The sequence below is a fragment of the Microcoleus vaginatus FACHB-2002 genome (assembly GCF_040004035.1).
GTDB lineage: Bacteria > Cyanobacteriota > Cyanobacteriia > Cyanobacteriales > Microcoleaceae > Microcoleus > Microcoleus vaginatus_C.
This window is the reverse complement of record NZ_JAMPLN010000008.1, coordinates 113,206-129,984: the sequence shown is the minus strand read 5'-3', so window position 1 is coordinate 129,984 and position 16,779 is coordinate 113,206. Positions and strand designations below refer to the sequence as shown.

13 protein-coding genes are annotated in these 16,779 nt (G+C 46.0%); 8 read left to right on the top strand and 5 right to left on the bottom strand.

The window, feature by feature from the left end; genetic code table 11:
- Positions 1–29: 29 nt before the first annotated feature.
- Entirely contained in the window at positions 30–638 is a 609-nt protein-coding gene (gene clpP, locus NDI35_RS09825) for an ATP-dependent Clp endopeptidase proteolytic subunit ClpP (protein ID WP_006635758.1), read from the top strand.
- A gap of 209 nt (positions 639–847) precedes the next feature.
- Here the strand turns inward: clpP and NDI35_RS09820 are convergent, their stop codons facing one another.
- On the bottom strand, positions 848–1,852 hold the full coding sequence (locus tag NDI35_RS09820; RefSeq protein ID WP_445312571.1) for a slr1353 family protein: 1,005 nt from the start codon (positions 1,850–1,852) through the stop codon (positions 848–850).
- 881 nt (positions 1,853–2,733) lie between these two features.
- On the opposite strand from NDI35_RS09820, the gene NDI35_RS09815 reads away from it, so the two are divergent.
- From NDI35_RS09815 to NDI35_RS09800, 4 genes are all read left to right on the top strand, one after another.
- Positions 2,734–5,100, top strand: coding sequence for a ribonuclease R family protein (locus NDI35_RS09815; protein ID WP_445312570.1), 2,367 nt, complete (start codon positions 2,734–2,736; stop codon positions 5,098–5,100).
- 424 nt (positions 5,101–5,524) lie between these two features.
- On the top strand, positions 5,525–6,148 hold the full coding sequence (locus NDI35_RS09810; protein WP_445312569.1) for a flavin prenyltransferase UbiX: 624 nt from the start codon (positions 5,525–5,527) through the stop codon (positions 6,146–6,148).
- 108 nt (positions 6,149–6,256) lie between these two features.
- Complete coding sequence (locus NDI35_RS09805; protein WP_445312568.1) at positions 6,257–7,141, top strand: LapA family protein; 885 nt, start codon at positions 6,257–6,259, stop codon at positions 7,139–7,141.
- 22 nt (positions 7,142–7,163) lie between these two features.
- The gene (locus tag NDI35_RS09800; protein WP_445312567.1) at positions 7,164–7,715 is read left to right on the top strand and encodes a shikimate kinase; all 552 of its coding nucleotides are present in this window, start codon (positions 7,164–7,166) and stop codon (positions 7,713–7,715) included.
- A gap of 936 nt (positions 7,716–8,651) precedes the next feature.
- Here the strand turns inward: NDI35_RS09800 and NDI35_RS09795 are convergent.
- Positions 8,652–9,095, bottom strand: a complete 444-nt coding sequence (locus NDI35_RS09795; RefSeq protein ID WP_445312566.1) for a hypothetical protein — start codon at positions 9,093–9,095, stop codon at positions 8,652–8,654.
- Between the two features lie 65 nt (positions 9,096–9,160).
- Entirely contained in the window at positions 9,161–9,565 is a 405-nt protein-coding gene (locus NDI35_RS09790) for an NIL domain-containing protein (RefSeq protein ID WP_006635751.1), read from the bottom strand.
- A 177-nt stretch (positions 9,566–9,742) separates the two neighbouring features.
- On the opposite strand from NDI35_RS09790, the gene NDI35_RS09785 reads away from it, so the two are divergent.
- The 3 genes from NDI35_RS09785 (at position 9,743) to NDI35_RS09775 (ending at position 11,609) form a co-directional block, all read left to right on the top strand.
- Positions 9,743–10,345, top strand: a complete 603-nt coding sequence (locus tag NDI35_RS09785; protein ID WP_445312565.1) for a thioredoxin family protein — start codon at positions 9,743–9,745, stop codon at positions 10,343–10,345.
- 74 nt (positions 10,346–10,419) lie between these two features.
- Positions 10,420–10,674, top strand: coding sequence for a hypothetical protein (locus NDI35_RS09780; RefSeq protein ID WP_445312564.1), 255 nt, complete (start codon positions 10,420–10,422; stop codon positions 10,672–10,674).
- A 320-nt stretch (positions 10,675–10,994) separates the two neighbouring features.
- Entirely contained in the window at positions 10,995–11,609 is a 615-nt protein-coding gene (locus tag NDI35_RS09775; RefSeq protein ID WP_445312563.1) for a 5-formyltetrahydrofolate cyclo-ligase, read from the top strand.
- 262 nt (positions 11,610–11,871) lie between these two features.
- Here the strand turns inward: NDI35_RS09775 and NDI35_RS09770 are convergent, their stop codons facing one another.
- Entirely contained in the window at positions 11,872–13,776 is a 1,905-nt protein-coding gene (locus tag NDI35_RS09770) for a two-component system response regulator (protein ID WP_445312562.1), read from the bottom strand.
- A gap of 1 nt (position 13,777) precedes the next feature.
- On the bottom strand, positions 13,778–16,576 hold the full coding sequence (locus tag NDI35_RS09765) for a hybrid sensor histidine kinase/response regulator (protein ID WP_445312561.1): 2,799 nt from the start codon (positions 16,574–16,576) through the stop codon (positions 13,778–13,780).
- Between the last annotated feature and the right edge of the window lie 203 nt (positions 16,577–16,779).

Here is a 16,779-nt window from a genome sequence, read left to right as displayed (position 1 = left end):
AAAGATACGTAATAGGCAGGCAGGCGTCAATGATCCCAACAGTTATAGAACAATCCGGTCGCGGCGAACGCGCCTTTGACATTTACTCGCGACTCCTGCGCGATCGCATCGTCTTCTTGGGCCAACAGGTTGACTCAGACTTGGCTAACCTGATCGTTGCCCAATTGCTATTTTTAGACGCCGAAGACCCGGAGAAAGATATTTACCTCTATATCAACTCCCCAGGGGGTTCGGTAACAGCAGGTATGGGCATTTTTGACACGATGAACCACATCCGCCCCGACATTTGCACTATTTGTCTCGGTTTGGCCGCCAGCATGGGCGCTTTCCTATTGAGTGCCGGCGCTAAAGGCAAGCGGATGAGTTTGCCTCACTCCCGGATTATGATCCACCAACCTCTAGGCGGAGCTCAAGGACAAGCAACCGATATTGAAATTCAGGCCAAAGAAATTTTGTACCACAAACGCCGCCTGAACGAACATCTTGCCAACCATACCGGTCAGCCGCTTTCCCGCATTGAAGAAGATACCGAACGGGATTTCTTCATGTCCGCTGAAGAAGCAAAGGACTACGGATTAGTCGATCAAGTGATCGATCGCCGTCCTTCCGCCAGCCGCCCGATCGCCGCTGTCGTCTAAATAAAAAGTTAAAAATCAAAAATGAGGAAATATTCTTCATTTTTGATTTTTAATTTTTAACAGTCATATCAAATCCGTTAGCATCGGAATAGTAAATTCGAGTTAACTGTTGACTGTTGACGGTTGACAGTGAACAGTCAACCGTCAACAGTCAACATCATTCCGGTGTAACCGGAAAGGATATCACACCTAGAAACCCTACATAATTACTAGGGCAAAGATTCGAGATATTGCAGAAAGTCGAGCAATTCTACTTGATTTAAGAAGTGGCGCGCTTCTTTGCCATAACCTTGTTTGAGATAATCTTTTCCTTGGTTGGCTGTCCAGCCCAACCGCTTGATTTCCTCAGTAGTTCTGCTGTAGATTTCCAGATATTCTAGGAAATCTACCAACTGTTCGCTAGAAAGCTCTCTCTGCGACGACTTGCCGTAATTTTGTTCCAGACAGTCGCTTTCCTGTTTTTTCTTCCATTGCAGGCGTTTGAGGATGGCGTCTATTTCGGCGATCGTATCAGAATTATCCTCGATCGCATCGCTGGGAATTCCCACTGCGATCGGTTGCAATCCCCTGACTTCGGCCGCACCCTGTAACACTTCACTTTGGCTAGAAGTCGGCACCTCCAGTTCCTCAAGTGGTTCGCCGTAGCTAGAAGAAAGCCAAGCGTCCGAGTCTAACTGCTTTGGTACAAACCCAGTAGCCTCCGCCCGATCAACCTTTGGAGGCAGCGGTTCCGGTACAGGTGCGATCGGCTCTTCATTTAATTTCGCTTCAGTCTTGACAAAATTGCTTTGATCTGTTTCAGGCAATTTATCAGCAACAGGCATTTCTAGAACCGGAAGAGGAACACTTGTCGGCCCAACAGGAACCGGAACAGCAGCAGGAGGGGGAGGGGGAACAGCAGCAGCAGGAGGGGGAACAGCAGCAGCAGGAGGGGGAACAGCAGCAACCGAAGCAACCGGAGCAACCGGAGCAACCGGAGCCGGATCAACACTCGCGATCGCACGATCGGGCGCAGTAAATCCAAGAACAGCGATCGCTCGCAACCGGGCGCGGTCTTCCGCATCCTCAACAGACTCAGCAGCCGACATAGCCGTAGCAAGAGTTTTGCCGTCAACCTGAACCAGACAGCGAACAACAAACTTACCGTGATGAACAGTCACCAACTCACAAATTAACTGTCCAGCGGGATAAAGGGCGCGAAATTCAGCAAACATAATTTTTTGACCCCGAAACCAGAGGGGGCTTATGACTTAAGTGTAGTACAGCCCTGAGAAAACAATTTTCTGAAAGCACATATTCAACATACAATAAATTAAAGGTGAGTCATCCGCGCAACCTTTCACGCCACTAAACCCCATCCCACATCCGGCAGTTTAAGCTAACAAGCACCGGGCGTCATTTCTACCTATAGGAGATGACACAGCAACTAAGCAAAAGTAGTAAAAGTCTCCGGTTTTGTGTACCTTGCACTTTCTACAGCACAGATTGCTCCCGACCCGCTCGTTGCACCTCAGTCCGCAAGGACAGATCGCGTGCAAAAAAACAGGGGCATCGCAGCAGCGAGCTACTAGCAATTTTGCCTTAAAGATCCGGTAAATTCTTTGCTAAAGCAAGAAGCAAGAGGCACTTCAAAAGGAAGAAGGAACAAGGCAGAAGGAACAAGGCAGAAGGAAGAAATGCAAATTTTATCCCTCTCCATCCCTCCATCGGCTCATCCTCGACTCAAGCCGTCGCTTTCAGTATCGAGCCATCTTTTAAGAACCGACAGGGGCTTTCTAATTCGCGAAGTGCTCGGCGCTGCTGACCTAAAAGCAAACAAACCAACGCTAAAAAATTGTATTGGGGAATAGCGTGCGGGACAGTTGTCTGCACCGTCAGCAGTCAGTTAAAGACAGACAGCAGACAATTAGCACGAAGCCGGTGTCGGGAGAGAATCTCAAAAAAACCTCGCGATCAAACAAGGTGGCTGTGCTCGCGTCTCCACCTATTAACCCGCGCATTTGTTGGGAAGCAGGCACAGCGAGGGCCCGAGGGGGTGCGGCTGATTTCGCCAAAATTTAGACTAATTGCTGGAAACAAGAGGATCGATCGCTACATGGAATTTTCTATCGCTGCACTGCTGGCAAATTTTACAGAAGACAAATTAGTGGCTCCTAAAGCATTGGAGAAAAAACTCGACTGCAACGACGCCACCAGTCAACTCAAACTTCAAATTGCATTAGAAGCTCTAGAGAAAATTGGCATATTAGTCAAAGACAAAGGCCGCTATCGCCGAGTAGCTGAAGACGACGTAGTAGAAGCAAAGCTGCGCTGTTCGAGCAAAGGATTTTGCTTTGCAATTCAAGACGCCGAAGGCTCAGAAGACGTTTACGTGCGGGAAAGTCACCTCTCGACAGCTTGGAATGGCGATCGAGTCTTAGTCAAAATCATCAAAGAAGGTAGCCGCCGCCGATCGCCCGAAGGCGAAGTCATGCTCATCCTCGAACGCGCCAACCCCTCGGTACTCGCGCGAGTCAAGCAAACCGCCACCCCCACCGGCCGCGTCAGCTACAGAGCAATCCCCCTAGACGATCGCCTGTTGTTTGAACTAGACTTGCTCGCAAATGGCACCAATCTCCAAGAGGCGATCGACCACCTAGTACACGTCGAAGTCAAACGCTACCCCCTCGGCACCCATCGGCCAGTCGGCAAAGTAGTACAGATACTCGGTTCCGACGCCGAAGCCGCTGACGACCTCGACATCGTATGCTGCAAACACGACTTGCCGCGATCGTTCCCCGCCGCCGTCATCAAAGCAGCGGAAAATTTGCCCAGCAAAGTCAAAAAAACCGACATCAAAAAACGGCTAGATTTGCGTAACATTCTGACTGTTAGCTTCAGCAAAAACGAACCGGGAACAACCAACAGCGAAAACAATGCTCCTCAAGCCCAGAAGGAAAATCTCTCCGAGGGAGGAGCCGAAAACGAGTTCGATCCGACATCGTTCCTCTCCGATCCGCCAGTAGAACGCGCTTTGTCGATCGAAACCCTGAAGCCCGGCCGCTGGCAAATAGGAATCCACATCAGCGACGCCGCCGAGTACGTGCAGCCAGAAACCCCGATCGACCGCGAAGCCCGCAAGCGAGGCACCGCCGCCCATCTGGGAGAAAAAATCATCGCCGTACTGCCAGAAATCCTCAACGAGCGCTGCTCTCTACTGCCAGACACCGAACGGCTGGCCTTCAGCATACTGCTGACCCTAGACGAATCAGGAGAACTCCTAGAATACGAAATTCAAACCAGCGTCATTCAAATTGACTACCACCTCACCTACGAGCAAGCTCAAGCAATTCTCGAACCAGGCGATGCCGAAGAGCACCCTTTATCCTCCGCCCTCCGTCCTTTCCTAGATCAACTCGGTGCCGCCTCACAGGCTGCCAGACAGACAAGGCTCAAGCGAGGAGCTTTTGAACTAAATTTGCCCGATGCTAACTCTCACTTCGACGACGAAGGCGAATTAGGAGCTTTTGCAACAGCTCCCCCCGCTCAGTCGGCTGTCTCCGAGTTAGTCGTACTCGCCAACCAAGCTGTCGCCGCCCACCTGCAAGCCTTGGGAGTCCCAGCAATTTACCGCGTCCAACCGATGCCAGACCCGGCAGACATTCAAGAGTTCATCAAACTCTCCAACAACCTCGGAGGCGAACTGTATCTCGAAAGCGAAGAAGAAGTTCTGCCCTTGGACTTTCAGCGATTTACCCAGCAGTTTGCCGGCCTTAAGTCCGAAAGAGTTCTCACCTACCTGCTAGAAGACACCATGAAGCCCGCTGTTTACAGCACAACTCCCAAGCCACACTTCGGTTTGGGGCTGTCAGAGGGTTACACGCGCTGCACTTCGCCGCTTTCCCGCTACGCCGATTTGCTGGTACTGCGGGTGTTGCAAGCGGTGTTCGAGCAAGGCCGCAGCAGCCGCACTACCAGGGCTAAGGAAAAAGTTGACTTGCACCATTCCTCCTGTCACGGTCAAATTACTTGGAATGTTCTCCCCCCAGATTTGCACCACGAATTTGAGACGGAGTTTGCATCGGTAGTAGTACACCTAACCGAACGCGAAAGAGTTGCTGAAGACGCTGAAAGCGATTTGCAGGGATTGAAGAAAACCGGATTGATGAAAGAGCGCACCGGTCAAACTTTTCAGGGTTTGATTACAGGCGTGCAGTCTTACGGTTTCTTTGTGGAAATTGAGGTGCGGCCGCCGGAGAGCGACATCCTGCGAGTTGAAGGACTGGTACACGTTTCTTCGCTGAAGGATGACTGGTACGAATATCGATCGCGCCAGCAAACTCTGGTGGGTCGCAAAAACCGCAATCAGTACCGTTTGGGCGATCGGGTAGAAGTTCAAGTCAAGAGTGTTGACTACTACCGCCAGCAAATTGATTTAGTTGCAGTTGGCGGCGGCAGTCAAGCTTTTGATGATGATGAATAATCAGTTGACAGTTGACAGTTGACAGTTGACAGTTCAGAGTTGACGGTTAACTTTTCTCAATACTTAGTTGTCATTGTCTAGCAACTAAGTATTAAGAAGTGGGCTGCCAACTATACTCAGCAATCATCAAAAAATAATTAATGACTAATATCCAATCCGGTATCATCGTCGGGCGTCAAATCCAGTCAAAACTCAACAATCACGGACGGTGCAACCGGAATTTATATAATTTATCTGCGTTAATCTGTGTTAATCTGCCTGTATCGGCGGTTTTAAAAAGATAATTTCTTAACCGCAGATGACAAGGGATTGACGCAGATTAACGCAGAGATCGAGAAGAGATATATGAATAATTCCGATGCTAACAGATTTGATATAACAACTAATTACTAACAACAGTCAACCGTCAACTAACAAATAACTAATGACGAATAACTACCCCCTAATTGTAGGAGTTACTGGAGCATCGGGACTGATTTATGCCGTGCGAACATTGAAATATTTGTTGGAAGCCGATCGCGCTATTGAACTGGTCGCTTCCAAGTCTACTTACATGGTTTGGCAAAGCGAACAGAACACCCGAATGCCCGCAGAGCCGACGCTTCAAGAGGAATTCTGGCGGGAAAAAGCAGGAGTAGCCACAATGGGTAAACTTCGGTGCCATCCTTGGCAAGATGTCGGTGCTAATATTGCTAGTGGCTCCTTTCGTACCCAAGGGATGATGATTATTCCCTGTAGCATGAGTACGCTGGGCAAATTGGCGGCTGGCTTGAGTTCGGATTTGCTCGAAAGAGCGGCCGACGTTCAGCTCAAGGAAGGGAGAAAATTGGTACTCGTGCCTCGCGAAACGCCTTTTAGCTTGATTCACCTGCGGAATTTGACTACCTTGGCGGAAGCTGGAGCTAGAATTGTACCAGCGATTCCTGCTTGGTATCACAATCCGCAAACTATTGAAGATTTGGTAGACTTTGTGGTGGCTCGCGCTTTAGACCAGTTGGGGATTGATTGCGTTCCTCTCAAACGCTGGAAGGAAGAAGAAAGGAGTTAGTTGACAGTTGACAGTTGACAGTTGACAGTTTGTTATTTGTTATTGATGATTTGTTAGTTTAAATTAGCAATTACCAATTACCAATTACCAATTACCAATATTTTTAATATGCGACCTGTATTTTTGCTAGTAATTGTGGTGGGGCTGACTATTTTTGCCCTGCAAAATGTGGAGCCGGCATTATCCCTGGTGTTTTTGGGAGTTCGATCGCCTGCTTTGCCCTTATCTATCTGGATTCTTCTCAGCATGGTGGTGGGAGCTCTCACATCTTTATTGATTTCTGGTTTGCTGGCTTTTTCAAATTACCTATCTCTAACGAGAGACCGCACCGGCCGATCCAGTCGCAGCCGTCCCGATACTTTCCCAGAGGACAGAAGAACACCTTACACGCCACCTCCCCCTCCTAGAAAAGAGGGAATTGACCCGGATATGGATAGGGAAAATAGCCAAACTCAGACTGCTGGTTCCTACCGAACAGACTACGGTACGCCGGCCGGTTACAGTTCCCGGACTTTTCTGCAAGAAACTCCCAACCCGGATGGGGCGAAGGATTACGCTCAACCGGGGACTTATGCAGCGGCAGACGATGAGGATGATTGGGTCTCAGATGGCTCAAAATCCGGGTCTCAAGGGGGTGATGACGATTGGGGGGACGATCGCGATTTTCCTGATCGACCGCAGGTAAATGATGTTCCAGGGGCAAATCCGAGGGCTTACGAAGCTCAGCAGGAACCGAAAAGCAAATCTTGGGCTGGCTCAGTATATTCTTACGGCTATCGAGATCCGAGCCAGTCTGGGGTGGGGCAAACTGAGGCTGTATACGATGCGGAGTATAGAGTGCTGGTTCCTCCGGGAGGGGAGATTCCTAAACCCGCTGATGAAGCACCAATAAATCCTCTTGCAGAAGCAGAGGATGATTGGGGATTGGATGAGGGTGATGAGTTTGATGACGAGGATAGCCCCAGTGGCGGCTCGATTAACCTAAAAAAATAGAAAAATATCGGAGGATTTGGCCGTGGATGGGTTGAGGGGAGTAAATATTTATCTCGTCGGGATGATGGGTGCAGGAAAAACAACGGTAGGGCGGATTTTGGCAAGAAAATTAAAATACCGTTTTTTTGATACTGATGAACTAATTGTTCGAGTTGCTAATCAGTCAATTGCTGAGATTTTCGCTCAAGAGGGGGAAGAGGCTTTTCGGGAACTAGAAACTAAAGTGCTCGGCGAATTGTCTGCTTATCAAAATTCGGTCGTGGCTACGGGCGGCGGCATTGTGGCCCGATCGATGAATTGGGGTTACTTGCACTACGGTGTAGTAGTTTGGCTGGATGTGCCTGTAGATCAATTGTACGATCGACTGCGTTCGGACACAGCTCGACCCCTACTGCAGGAGGGCGAGATCAAATCTAAGCTGCAAAGCCTTTTGAAAGAGCGAGAGCGTTTCTACACTCAAGCAGATGTCCGAGTCTATGCTGGTGTGGGGGAAAGGCCTGAAGCAGTGGCGACTAGGGCGATGGAGGAAATCCAAAAAGTTATCAAATCAGAAACCGGGCCTGATCTCAATTGATACATTGAGAAATTGGGTTGCTGACAAAATAACAGGTTTCTGAGGACTTTGGGTATTAGTTCCCAAAAATAATGCAACCCTACACAAGCTCCAAACAACCAGATTCATCAGTCATTCCCAAAATCTAAAATCTAAAATGGTATGACTTCGGTAAAAATACTGATTTTTGTCTCAGTGTGTCCGTTTAACCACCCAATATTTTGAAATCCACCGGGTTTGAGTGGATGTGAAGCGTAACTTTTATAACTATGAGGATGTGGCGATGTGGAGATTTTATAAAAAAACTAATGGCAGACTCATCTAATGCGTTAAAGTCGGCTATTGAGTTCTCCCTAAAAATAAAAGGGCCCCACCGCTGAAGGGCTGTAGGGCGCAAGGACAGTTAAACGCTAACTTGATTGTCGGGAAATTTAGCATCAATGCTATCCTCCTATGTGACGATTTTACGATCGTCCATTCACTCATCAATTTTCCGGTATCAAAAAATGTAACCCAGCACCGATCGAATTCAACCTGCCCTATTCTAAAAACAATACCTCATGCATTCTGACGAGCAGCTCTCAAAAGCTGCTTTTTTATTGCGATAGAGTTTTTGGCTGCCGGACTTGCCGGATCTTGGCAATAACATTTTGAGCAACAGTCGCTACAGTTCAATACTGCCCTAGGGGTTTTTAGTTCCACTCCAGGTTCGCCGGTAATTGGTAATTGGTAATTAGTAATTGGGAATTAGTGACGCGCAACGGGGAATCGGCAATTGAGAAGCTTTACCTCACGAGGCTGGAAAACTGCTATGATTAGGGCGCGGAACGGGGAATTAATCCGGGGTGGGGGATGGAAAAAAAATAAGCTGTATTTATTGATGGGCGATCTGATAGTTTTCGGCTAAATATCTGTTGCGAGTTATAGAATTTGGTTGGGTCAATTTCCCGTTCCTCATTAAGAGAATACGAGCCTGCCTGTCCTTGACCAAAACTCGATCGCTCCGCCCAACCCCACACCTGTTAAAGAAATGGTAGCTAATACCGCAAAAGCCCGCCAATTTTTCCAACCCGATATTTGAATATCGAGTCTTGCCAAAGCTCCGGCTGAAATCAAGACTAAACAAGTAGCAAAAAGGTGTAACCAAGCAATAACTACCACTGCCACAAAAGCTCCTAAAGTTATAGAAATAAAAGCACCCAGATCACTCGAAAACAACCCCATAATTAAGGCTTTTGTGTTTTTCAGCGGGAACGACAAGGCGGCAGCCAACACTATAATTGAAGCTATGGCTAGAAACCAAGTCAGGTGCGGGGGAACATCAAACTCAGATAATTTCCAGCCAAAAGTGAAATAAGTAACAAAAAGTAGAGTTAGGGAAACCCAAGAGTTTTTTTTCATCCAATGGCACAATTAGGAGAACCAGGCAAAAAAAAGATGATGCTCCCGATGAGTTTGTACAGGGCTTAGAGGTTAGTAGAAATAGCTTGCACCGGACAAGTAGGGATGCACTGCTCGCAAACGATACACCGCGATCGAGCAAAACTTAGTTTAAAGCTTTCTGGGTCAAGGGTCAAGGCTTCTGTCGGGCAAACCCCCGTACACAAACCGCAGTGAACGCAGATATCTTCGTCTATGAGTATTTCCCGGCTAGCTAGGGAAACGCCGATGTTTTGCGATCGCATCCAGTCGATCGCCGCTTCTAGTTGGTCGATGTCCCCTGATAACTCTAGCACCAGTTTGCCCACTTGATTGGGAGCCACCTGAGCACGGATAATGTTGGCGGCAACATTAAAATCCTTTGCCAGTCGATAGGTGACAGGCATTTGGATCGATCGTTGGGGAAACGTCAGTGTTACCCGTTTTTTCACCCTGCAAGTCCTCGGTAATTTATAAACAATCTTTGTTATCTTATGTTTTAGCGCACTTGGCCTAATTCTGGCCTCTTCAAAAATTTTTATGAGATTGGTATGATTATCTCAAAATGTGGTATAATCTGAATTTATTATTTAAAATACAAACCTAGAAATAAAACTGCAATATATTTTATGACCCAGAATTCCCCCAAGTCAACTGTTGCCCCCGCCGCCAAAAATCCCGAAACAAAAGTCGCCACGCGCCTCAGAAACTTATTGATCGTGTTAACCGCGATCGCCCTTTCAATATCGATCTTCTTCGGGCTGCAAACCCAAACGCCGTCAAGCAGTCTCACCGACATGGCAAAAGCTTCAACGCCATTAGAAACAGCTTTGGTAAATGGCAAACCGACACTCATGGAATTTTATGCTAATTGGTGCGGTAGCTGTCAGGCAATGGCTAAAGATCTGAGCGAAATCAAACAGAAATACGCCGAACCGATGAATTTTGTGATGCTGAATGTAGACAATGACAAATGGCTGCCAGAAATCACAAAATATCGAGTAGACGGAATTCCGCACTTTGTCTATTTGAACGATAAAGGCAGCCCCGTTGCGGAAACAATGGGCGAAATGCCGCGCAGTATTATGGAAGCTAACTTAGAAGCTTTAATTGCAGGAAAACCTCTGCCACACGTCCAAGCAGGCGGTCAAGTTTCTAATTTTACTCCCCCCACAGGGCCTGTGAAAACAAGTAGCTCCGACCCCCGCGCCCACGGCTCTCAAGTACAGTAAAAGAAGTCATTAGTCATTAGTCAGTAGTCAGTAGGAATAAGAGGGGTTGCTGTTTAGGGTATGAAAGGCTAAATATGTCAGTCATAGAAACCAGTATTGACAAAGCTTGGGGATTTTCAACTTATTTTTTTCATACCCTGATTAAGCAATGCCCAGTTTCAATAGAGCAATTGCTACAAAATGCCGATTTATCGCCCTCCGAGTTATTCAACGAGCTGCAATCTTTGGGGAGGCGATCGTTAATTGAAATAGAAGAACAGGAGAATGAAATGCTATTCAGCGTTTGTCCTGTGGTAAGACAAGATGTACTCTCAAATCCCGTTGGTTGATGCTTTCCGACAGTCCGACATTCCGGCAGGGGTTTCAACCCCTGCCTCAAAGCTAAAGTCGGTTAAAACTCACATCTTGCACCATTCTCAAGAACAGGCAAGATGCCTGTTCCACAAAGAGTGAGTTTTCTTGTGGAACAGGCATCTTGCCTGTTCCTAAACAAGTAATTGACAATGGTGCAAGATCTCAGTTAAAACCGACTACAGAATGTGACGAAAATGCAATTAATTGTAGTCCTCTTTTAGAGGACTTTCGCTGTGAGACAGAGGTTTTCAACCCCTGTCGGACTGGAAGTCAAACGAGAGATCCGATCGCAAATATGACTACTGCTGAACCTTCATTAACTAAAACCGAATTAAGAAAATTGCTCCTCAACACTCGCAAATCCCTATCAGCACAAGAATGGAGACAAAAGAGCGCGAGCATCTGCAATCACTTACAAAACTCGCCCCTATTCACCGAAGCAAAAACCATCCTCGCCTACTTCAGTTGTCGCCAAGAACCAGATTTAAGTCCCGTATTTGTAACTCCCCGCAAATGGGGATTTCCCCGCTGTGTCGGCAAAGAGCTATCCTGGCACATCTGGGAGCCCGGAGATGCTTTACATACTGGAGCTTATGGGATACTAGAACCCCTGCCGGATGCTCCTAAAATAGATTACTCAGAAGTAGATTTAATCCTCGTACCCGCTGTAGGCTGCGATGTTCGCGGCTATCGCTTGGGCTACGGCGGTGGCTATTACGACAGAATGCTCAGTTTAGCTGAGTGGGAATCAAAAGTTACGATCGGCACAATCTTTGAATTTGCCTTGCTGGCCCAACTACCCGTTGACTCTTGGGACAAACCGCTACACGGAATTTGCACAGAGAGCGATTTGACAATCGTACAGCAAAAATCAAAAAGGTCGATCGACAAATTAATGTTCGGTAATTAAGTCTATAAGAGTTATGGATTTGTCTCGTTATTATCCAGATTTGAATCTAGCCGTTTGAGAGAATTCCATCATATCCAGAAACCGAGGTTTGAACTGGGACTCAAACTCACATTCCGCAGGTCTTTAAACCCACATTCCGCACCCTGAACTGTCACCAAAAGGTACACCTACTAACTGTAGCAGTCTTTTAGGAAATTGGTATAAGGATAGTAGGCTTTTGGGCTTTTCCCACAAGAGACTCATAAAATTTATTGCGACAAAACTAGATGTGAGGCCAGCTTACTACCCCTACTTTTAAGCCTAATAGTTCGGTTGCCTTGAAGCTGTCTACAGGCTTAGAAAATAAATATCCTTGACCCAACTCACACCCCAACTCTCGCAGTTTCTGTAGTTGTGTAGGCGTTTCTATGCCTTCTGCCACGACATCCATACCTCGGCTGCGAGCCAGCGTCACAATTGTCTGGATAATTTCTACGCCACTGTTGTCTGCCCCAATGCGACTCACAAAAGAGCGGTCAATCTTTAATGTATCAATGGGAAACTCGTGTAAGCGGCTTAAAGAAGAGTAGCCCGTGCCAAAGTCATCGATACACAACATAATGCCTAGAGCTTTTAGCTGCTTCAACATCTTTTCTTCCCTGGATACTGTTTCTAAAATGCAGCTTTCAGTAATCTCTAGTTTTAGACAGTAGCTGGGAAAGCCAGTCTGCTGCAAAATCTCCTCAATTCGATTGAGTAGGTTGACTTGCTTTAGCTGCACGGGGGAAAGATTGACATTAATCGCCAAGGGAGGTGTTTGGGGAAACTGTTGCTGCCAAATACTAATCTGGTGACAAGCTTCTTGCAAAACCCACCACCCCAGTTCATTGATCAAACCAGTTTCTTCAGCCACAGGGATAAACTCGGCAGGCGGGTAGATGATGCCAGATGGGTGATGCCAGCGCACCAAAGCTTCAAAGCCACTCAGTTGCCCCGTAGAAAGGGAGACAATGGGCTGGTAGTGAAGGCAAAATTCTTGTAGCGCGATCGCCCTTCTCAAGTCGTTTTCCAACTGCAAGCGCGTCATCGCAACAGTTTGCATCGCTGGATCAAAAACTTCGTAACGCCCTCTGCCTTGAGCTTTAGCATAATACATTGCGATATCGGCATCTCTGAGCACGTCTTCTGGGCGATCGTAACCCATTGTGCTAACGATAATTCCAATGCTGATCTCGGTAAATACTTCATAATCATTCAAAGTAAATGGCTGCCTTAATTGATTTTGAATACGTTCAGCCACCCTGTTTGGTTCATCAATATCTTTAATATCTTCCAGCAATATCACAAATTCATCTCCTCCAAACCGCGCAACTGCATCTGTATGGCGTAAACAAACTTGCAGTTGACGAGCAATGCTTTTTAGTAATTCATCCCCAACCAAATGTCCGAGGCTATCATTCACTACTTTAAAGCGATCTAGGTCAATAAATAGCACCGCATATAGATAATCTTCACGTCTGTATGACAAGTCGATCGCCTGTTGCAGCCGATTCATAAACCAAGCGCGGTTAGGCAAACCCGTTAGCGCGTCGTGAAAAGCATCATGTCCTAATTTTTCTTCCCTTTCCAACAACTGAACTTGAGCCTGTTGAAGCTCGTTGTAGGCTTGTCTAAGTTCAGCCGTTTGAGAAGCCACCCGTTCCTCTAACTCCGAAGTAAGTTTCTGCAAGGCCGCTTCCGCCTCTTTTCGCGCTTCAATTTCCTCTTTGAGAAGCACATTTTGCTCTTCCAGCGTCTTGGTCAAATTTCGCAGTCTCAGGTGTAGTTGCACGCGGGCTAGGACTTCCTCTTGCTGAAATGGTTTGGTGATATAATCTACTGCCCCTATTGACAGACCTTTAACCTTATCCACGCGATCGGTAAGAGCTGTCATAAAAATCACAGGGATATCTTTCGTTGCCACCGATGCTTTTAAGCGGTAGCAGGTTTCAAACCCATCTATCCCCGGCATCATCACATCTAACAATATGATATTTGGCGAAACTTCTTGTAACTTCTCAATAGCACTTTCCCCATCCTTAGCAACTAAAACCTTGAATCCTGACTCCTTCAAAAAATCGAACAGAAGTTTGAGGTTATTCGGGTTATCGTCAACAATTAAAATTACATTATCGTTTTGTTTAATCATTTTATTCCCCTAAATGTCTTTTTACAAAAGCTAGTAGTTCTTTTTCTTCAAAGTTTTTCGCAAATTGCAATATTTTATTCGCAAAAGGTAGATAGTTGCCGTCTACCTGCTTGAGTCTATTGGCTTCCTGTTCAACAACTTCAATATCGCCGATCCGAGCCGCATTAAACAGCGCTACCAGCTCTGTTGATGGTGGTATCACAACCTCACTACTCGGAACATTTAACAAATTAGTGAAACCTTCCCGCTGTTCGTTCTCTAAATCAGCAGGTTGGTCGTAAATCCATTCGAGTTGCAAGTAATTCTTTAATACTTCCAGCAATTCGTCTACTTCGATAGGCTTTGACAGGAACTCGTTACAACCTGCTTCGTGGCTATTTTGCCGATCGAAGTTAAATACGCTGGCGCTGGATGCTATCAATATGACATCTTTAAATTCTGGTAATTGTCGCAAGCGCCGCGACATTTCAAATCCATCCATTACTGGCATCACTAAATCGGTGATAATCAGATCGGGGTAAAACTCAGCAGCTTTAGCTAAACCCTCTATTCCATTACAAGCTTCCATGATTTGAAAACCTAGTGGTTCTAAAAGATTTATCAGAAAACCTCGATTTTCAAATCGATCATCTACTAAAAGAATTTTATTTTTATTTCCTTTGAAGCCTTTTAAATGGATAGAATCATTAATCGAAGTTTGTTCAATATATTCAGATGATTCAGTCAACTCTAAATCGAGATAAAAAATGCTGCCTTGACCGAGAATACTTTCGACTTTTATTTCCCCTCCCATCATTTGAACAATTTTCTGTGCGATCGCTAATCCTAACCCAGTGCCTTCTGCCTTCTGCTGGCTATTTCCGACTTGTTCAAACGGTAAAAATATTTTTTCTAACTGTTCTGGTGTCATCCCCACTCCAGTATCTTGGATATGGAAACGAATTTTAGTCAGGGGTGATTGGTCGGAGTCTTCCCCCTGACCAATTACGCCTACCTTAAAAATAACCCCACCTTTTTCTGTAAATTTAATCGCATTACCCAAAAGGTTAATTAAAACTTGGCGCAGTCGTTTTTCATCAGCATTGACAGCGTTAGGAAGTTGATTTAATACTTGATAATTAAACGTAATTTCTTTTTGTTCGGCTCTGATGCGGCACATTTCCACAACCCCCATCAGAAAAGAAGTCAAATTAAAACTAGAAGTGTCAAGATCCATTTTACTGGCTTCAATTTTAGAAATATCTAAAATATCGTTAATCAGGGTGAGTAAGTGCGAACCACATTGGTGAATAATTTGGATAGCATCTTTTTGTTTAGGAGTGGTAGTTTTATCGCGTTCCATAATTTGAGCGTATCCTAGAATTCCGTTCAGGGGGGTGCGAAGTTCATGGCTCATGTTGGCGAGGAATTCGCTCTTGGCGTGATTAGCCGTATCAGCGGCAACTTTTGCCTCTTTTAATTCAAGTGTCCGTTCTTCTACTCGATTTTCTAGATCTAAGTTGGTCTTTTCTAAAGCCGCAAAAGACTCGCGCAATTGCAGTGCCATTTGGTTAAAAGATTGAGCCAGACTTCCCAGTTCATCGATGCTATTGACCTCTACTTTTTGGTCTAATTCACCGTTGGCGATCGCTCGACTCGCTTGACTTAACCGAAAAATCGGATGGGTAATCCACCGGGAAGCAAGGATTCCTAACAACGTCGCTAGCACGAGTGCTAAAACGCAGAGTAAGATTGTGCTACGGGTATTGGCATTAATTTGCTCCATAAAGTCGGCTTCTGGAACGACAACAACAATCAGCCAATCAAGACCTCGACCATCTTGGAATGGGGATACTTGCACGAATTCCCGCTGACCATTTAGGATGAAGTCTAATTGCTGGTTGCTATCAATTTCTGTGAAGTTACCAAAGCGCTCTATTAAATGCTGCGCTGTACCCTTAATCAAAGGTATGCTGCTTTCAATCGCTTTTAATCTTTGCGTTTTTTGGCTATTTTTGCTGCTGATAAATGGCTTCTCGACGGTGGAAGAAGCCACTAGCAAGCCAGAGCGTTCTATGATGAAAGTCTTTCCCGATTTACCAATTTTTAAAGTTTGGAGAAAATCGCCGATTTTTGAGAGAAACAGATCGGTACTTACGACTCCTCGAAAAGTACCATTTTTGTCGTAAACAGGTTGGCTAGCGGAGATTCCGAGGCTAGGTTGAATATAATATTGATAAATTTTATTCCATTGGGGTTTGCCTGCAACTTTTGCGGCTTTATACCAGGGTCGAATGCGGGGATCGTAGTCTGGGTGAGTTTCCTTAAACTGAGTCGGGTTCCCCTCTTTATCTGCCCTGATGATCGTATTAATGAAATTAGTAGATCGATCAGTTATTTCAACAACAACACTGCCATCATCCTTATATCCAGCACCCGCATATTCTTTTCTTTCCCCTCCAAAACTGATGTAACTAACGGTGGAAAATTGCTTGAGTTGCCAGAAGAAGTAACTTCTCATAGAACTCATATTGCCGGGATTCCATAATCCAAAGCGGCGAATGGCATCGACGCTGATGGCATTGACCAAATGGGGCGTCTCCAAGTAAGTGTTTAATTGTTGATTGATGCGGGCGACTACCTCCGTTCGTAATTGGCTAGTAACGTTGTTGACGGCTGTTTTGCCGTTGCGTAGCGAGAGCCAACCTGTCAGTCCCACAGCGGCAAAGATTTGCAGGACGAATGGTACGACTAACACAAGGCGCAGCGGGATTTTTTGAGGGCTTTTTGCCACTTCATTCTCACTTGCGATTACTGTCATGGCGGAGTCATTTTAGTATTTGGATTATTTCAATAACAACAGTCGCTCACCCTTGGTCATTGAAAGTCAGCTCTAGGAAAATTATTGATTCCTTCTCTCTTGAACGCCAATTGGTTTAATGATATCTTATGGTTGAATAAGCGGGCTGAAGTGAGCTGCTAATACTGATACAGTTTGCAAATTGATAAAAAAAAACAGCTCCC

What these genes read in the sequence shown, in the direction of transcription:
- clpP (WP_006635758.1), top strand. Translation starts at nt 30, where the DNA reads ATGATCCCAACAGTTATAGAACAATCCGGTCGCGGCGAACGCGCCTTT.
- NDI35_RS09820 (WP_445312571.1), bottom strand. Translation starts at nt 1,852, where the DNA reads ATGTTTGCTGAATTTCGCGCCCTTTATCCCGCTGGACAGTTAATTTGT.
- NDI35_RS09815 (WP_445312570.1), top strand. Translation starts at nt 2,734, where the DNA reads ATGGAATTTTCTATCGCTGCACTGCTGGCAAATTTTACAGAAGACAAA.
- NDI35_RS09810 (WP_445312569.1), top strand. Translation starts at nt 5,525, where the DNA reads ATGACGAATAACTACCCCCTAATTGTAGGAGTTACTGGAGCATCGGGA.
- NDI35_RS09805 (WP_445312568.1), top strand. Translation starts at nt 6,257, where the DNA reads ATGCGACCTGTATTTTTGCTAGTAATTGTGGTGGGGCTGACTATTTTT.
- NDI35_RS09795 (WP_445312566.1), bottom strand. Translation starts at nt 9,095, where the DNA reads ATGAAAAAAAACTCTTGGGTTTCCCTAACTCTACTTTTTGTTACTTAT.
- NDI35_RS09785 (WP_445312565.1), top strand. Translation starts at nt 9,743, where the DNA reads ATGACCCAGAATTCCCCCAAGTCAACTGTTGCCCCCGCCGCCAAAAAT.
- NDI35_RS09780 (WP_445312564.1), top strand. Translation starts at nt 10,420, where the DNA reads ATGTCAGTCATAGAAACCAGTATTGACAAAGCTTGGGGATTTTCAACT.
- NDI35_RS09775 (WP_445312563.1), top strand. Translation starts at nt 10,995, where the DNA reads ATGACTACTGCTGAACCTTCATTAACTAAAACCGAATTAAGAAAATTG.
- NDI35_RS09770 (WP_445312562.1), bottom strand. Translation starts at nt 13,776, where the DNA reads ATGATTAAACAAAACGATAATGTAATTTTAATTGTTGACGATAACCCG.
- NDI35_RS09765 (WP_445312561.1), bottom strand. Translation starts at nt 16,576, where the DNA reads ATGACAGTAATCGCAAGTGAGAATGAAGTGGCAAAAAGCCCTCAAAAA.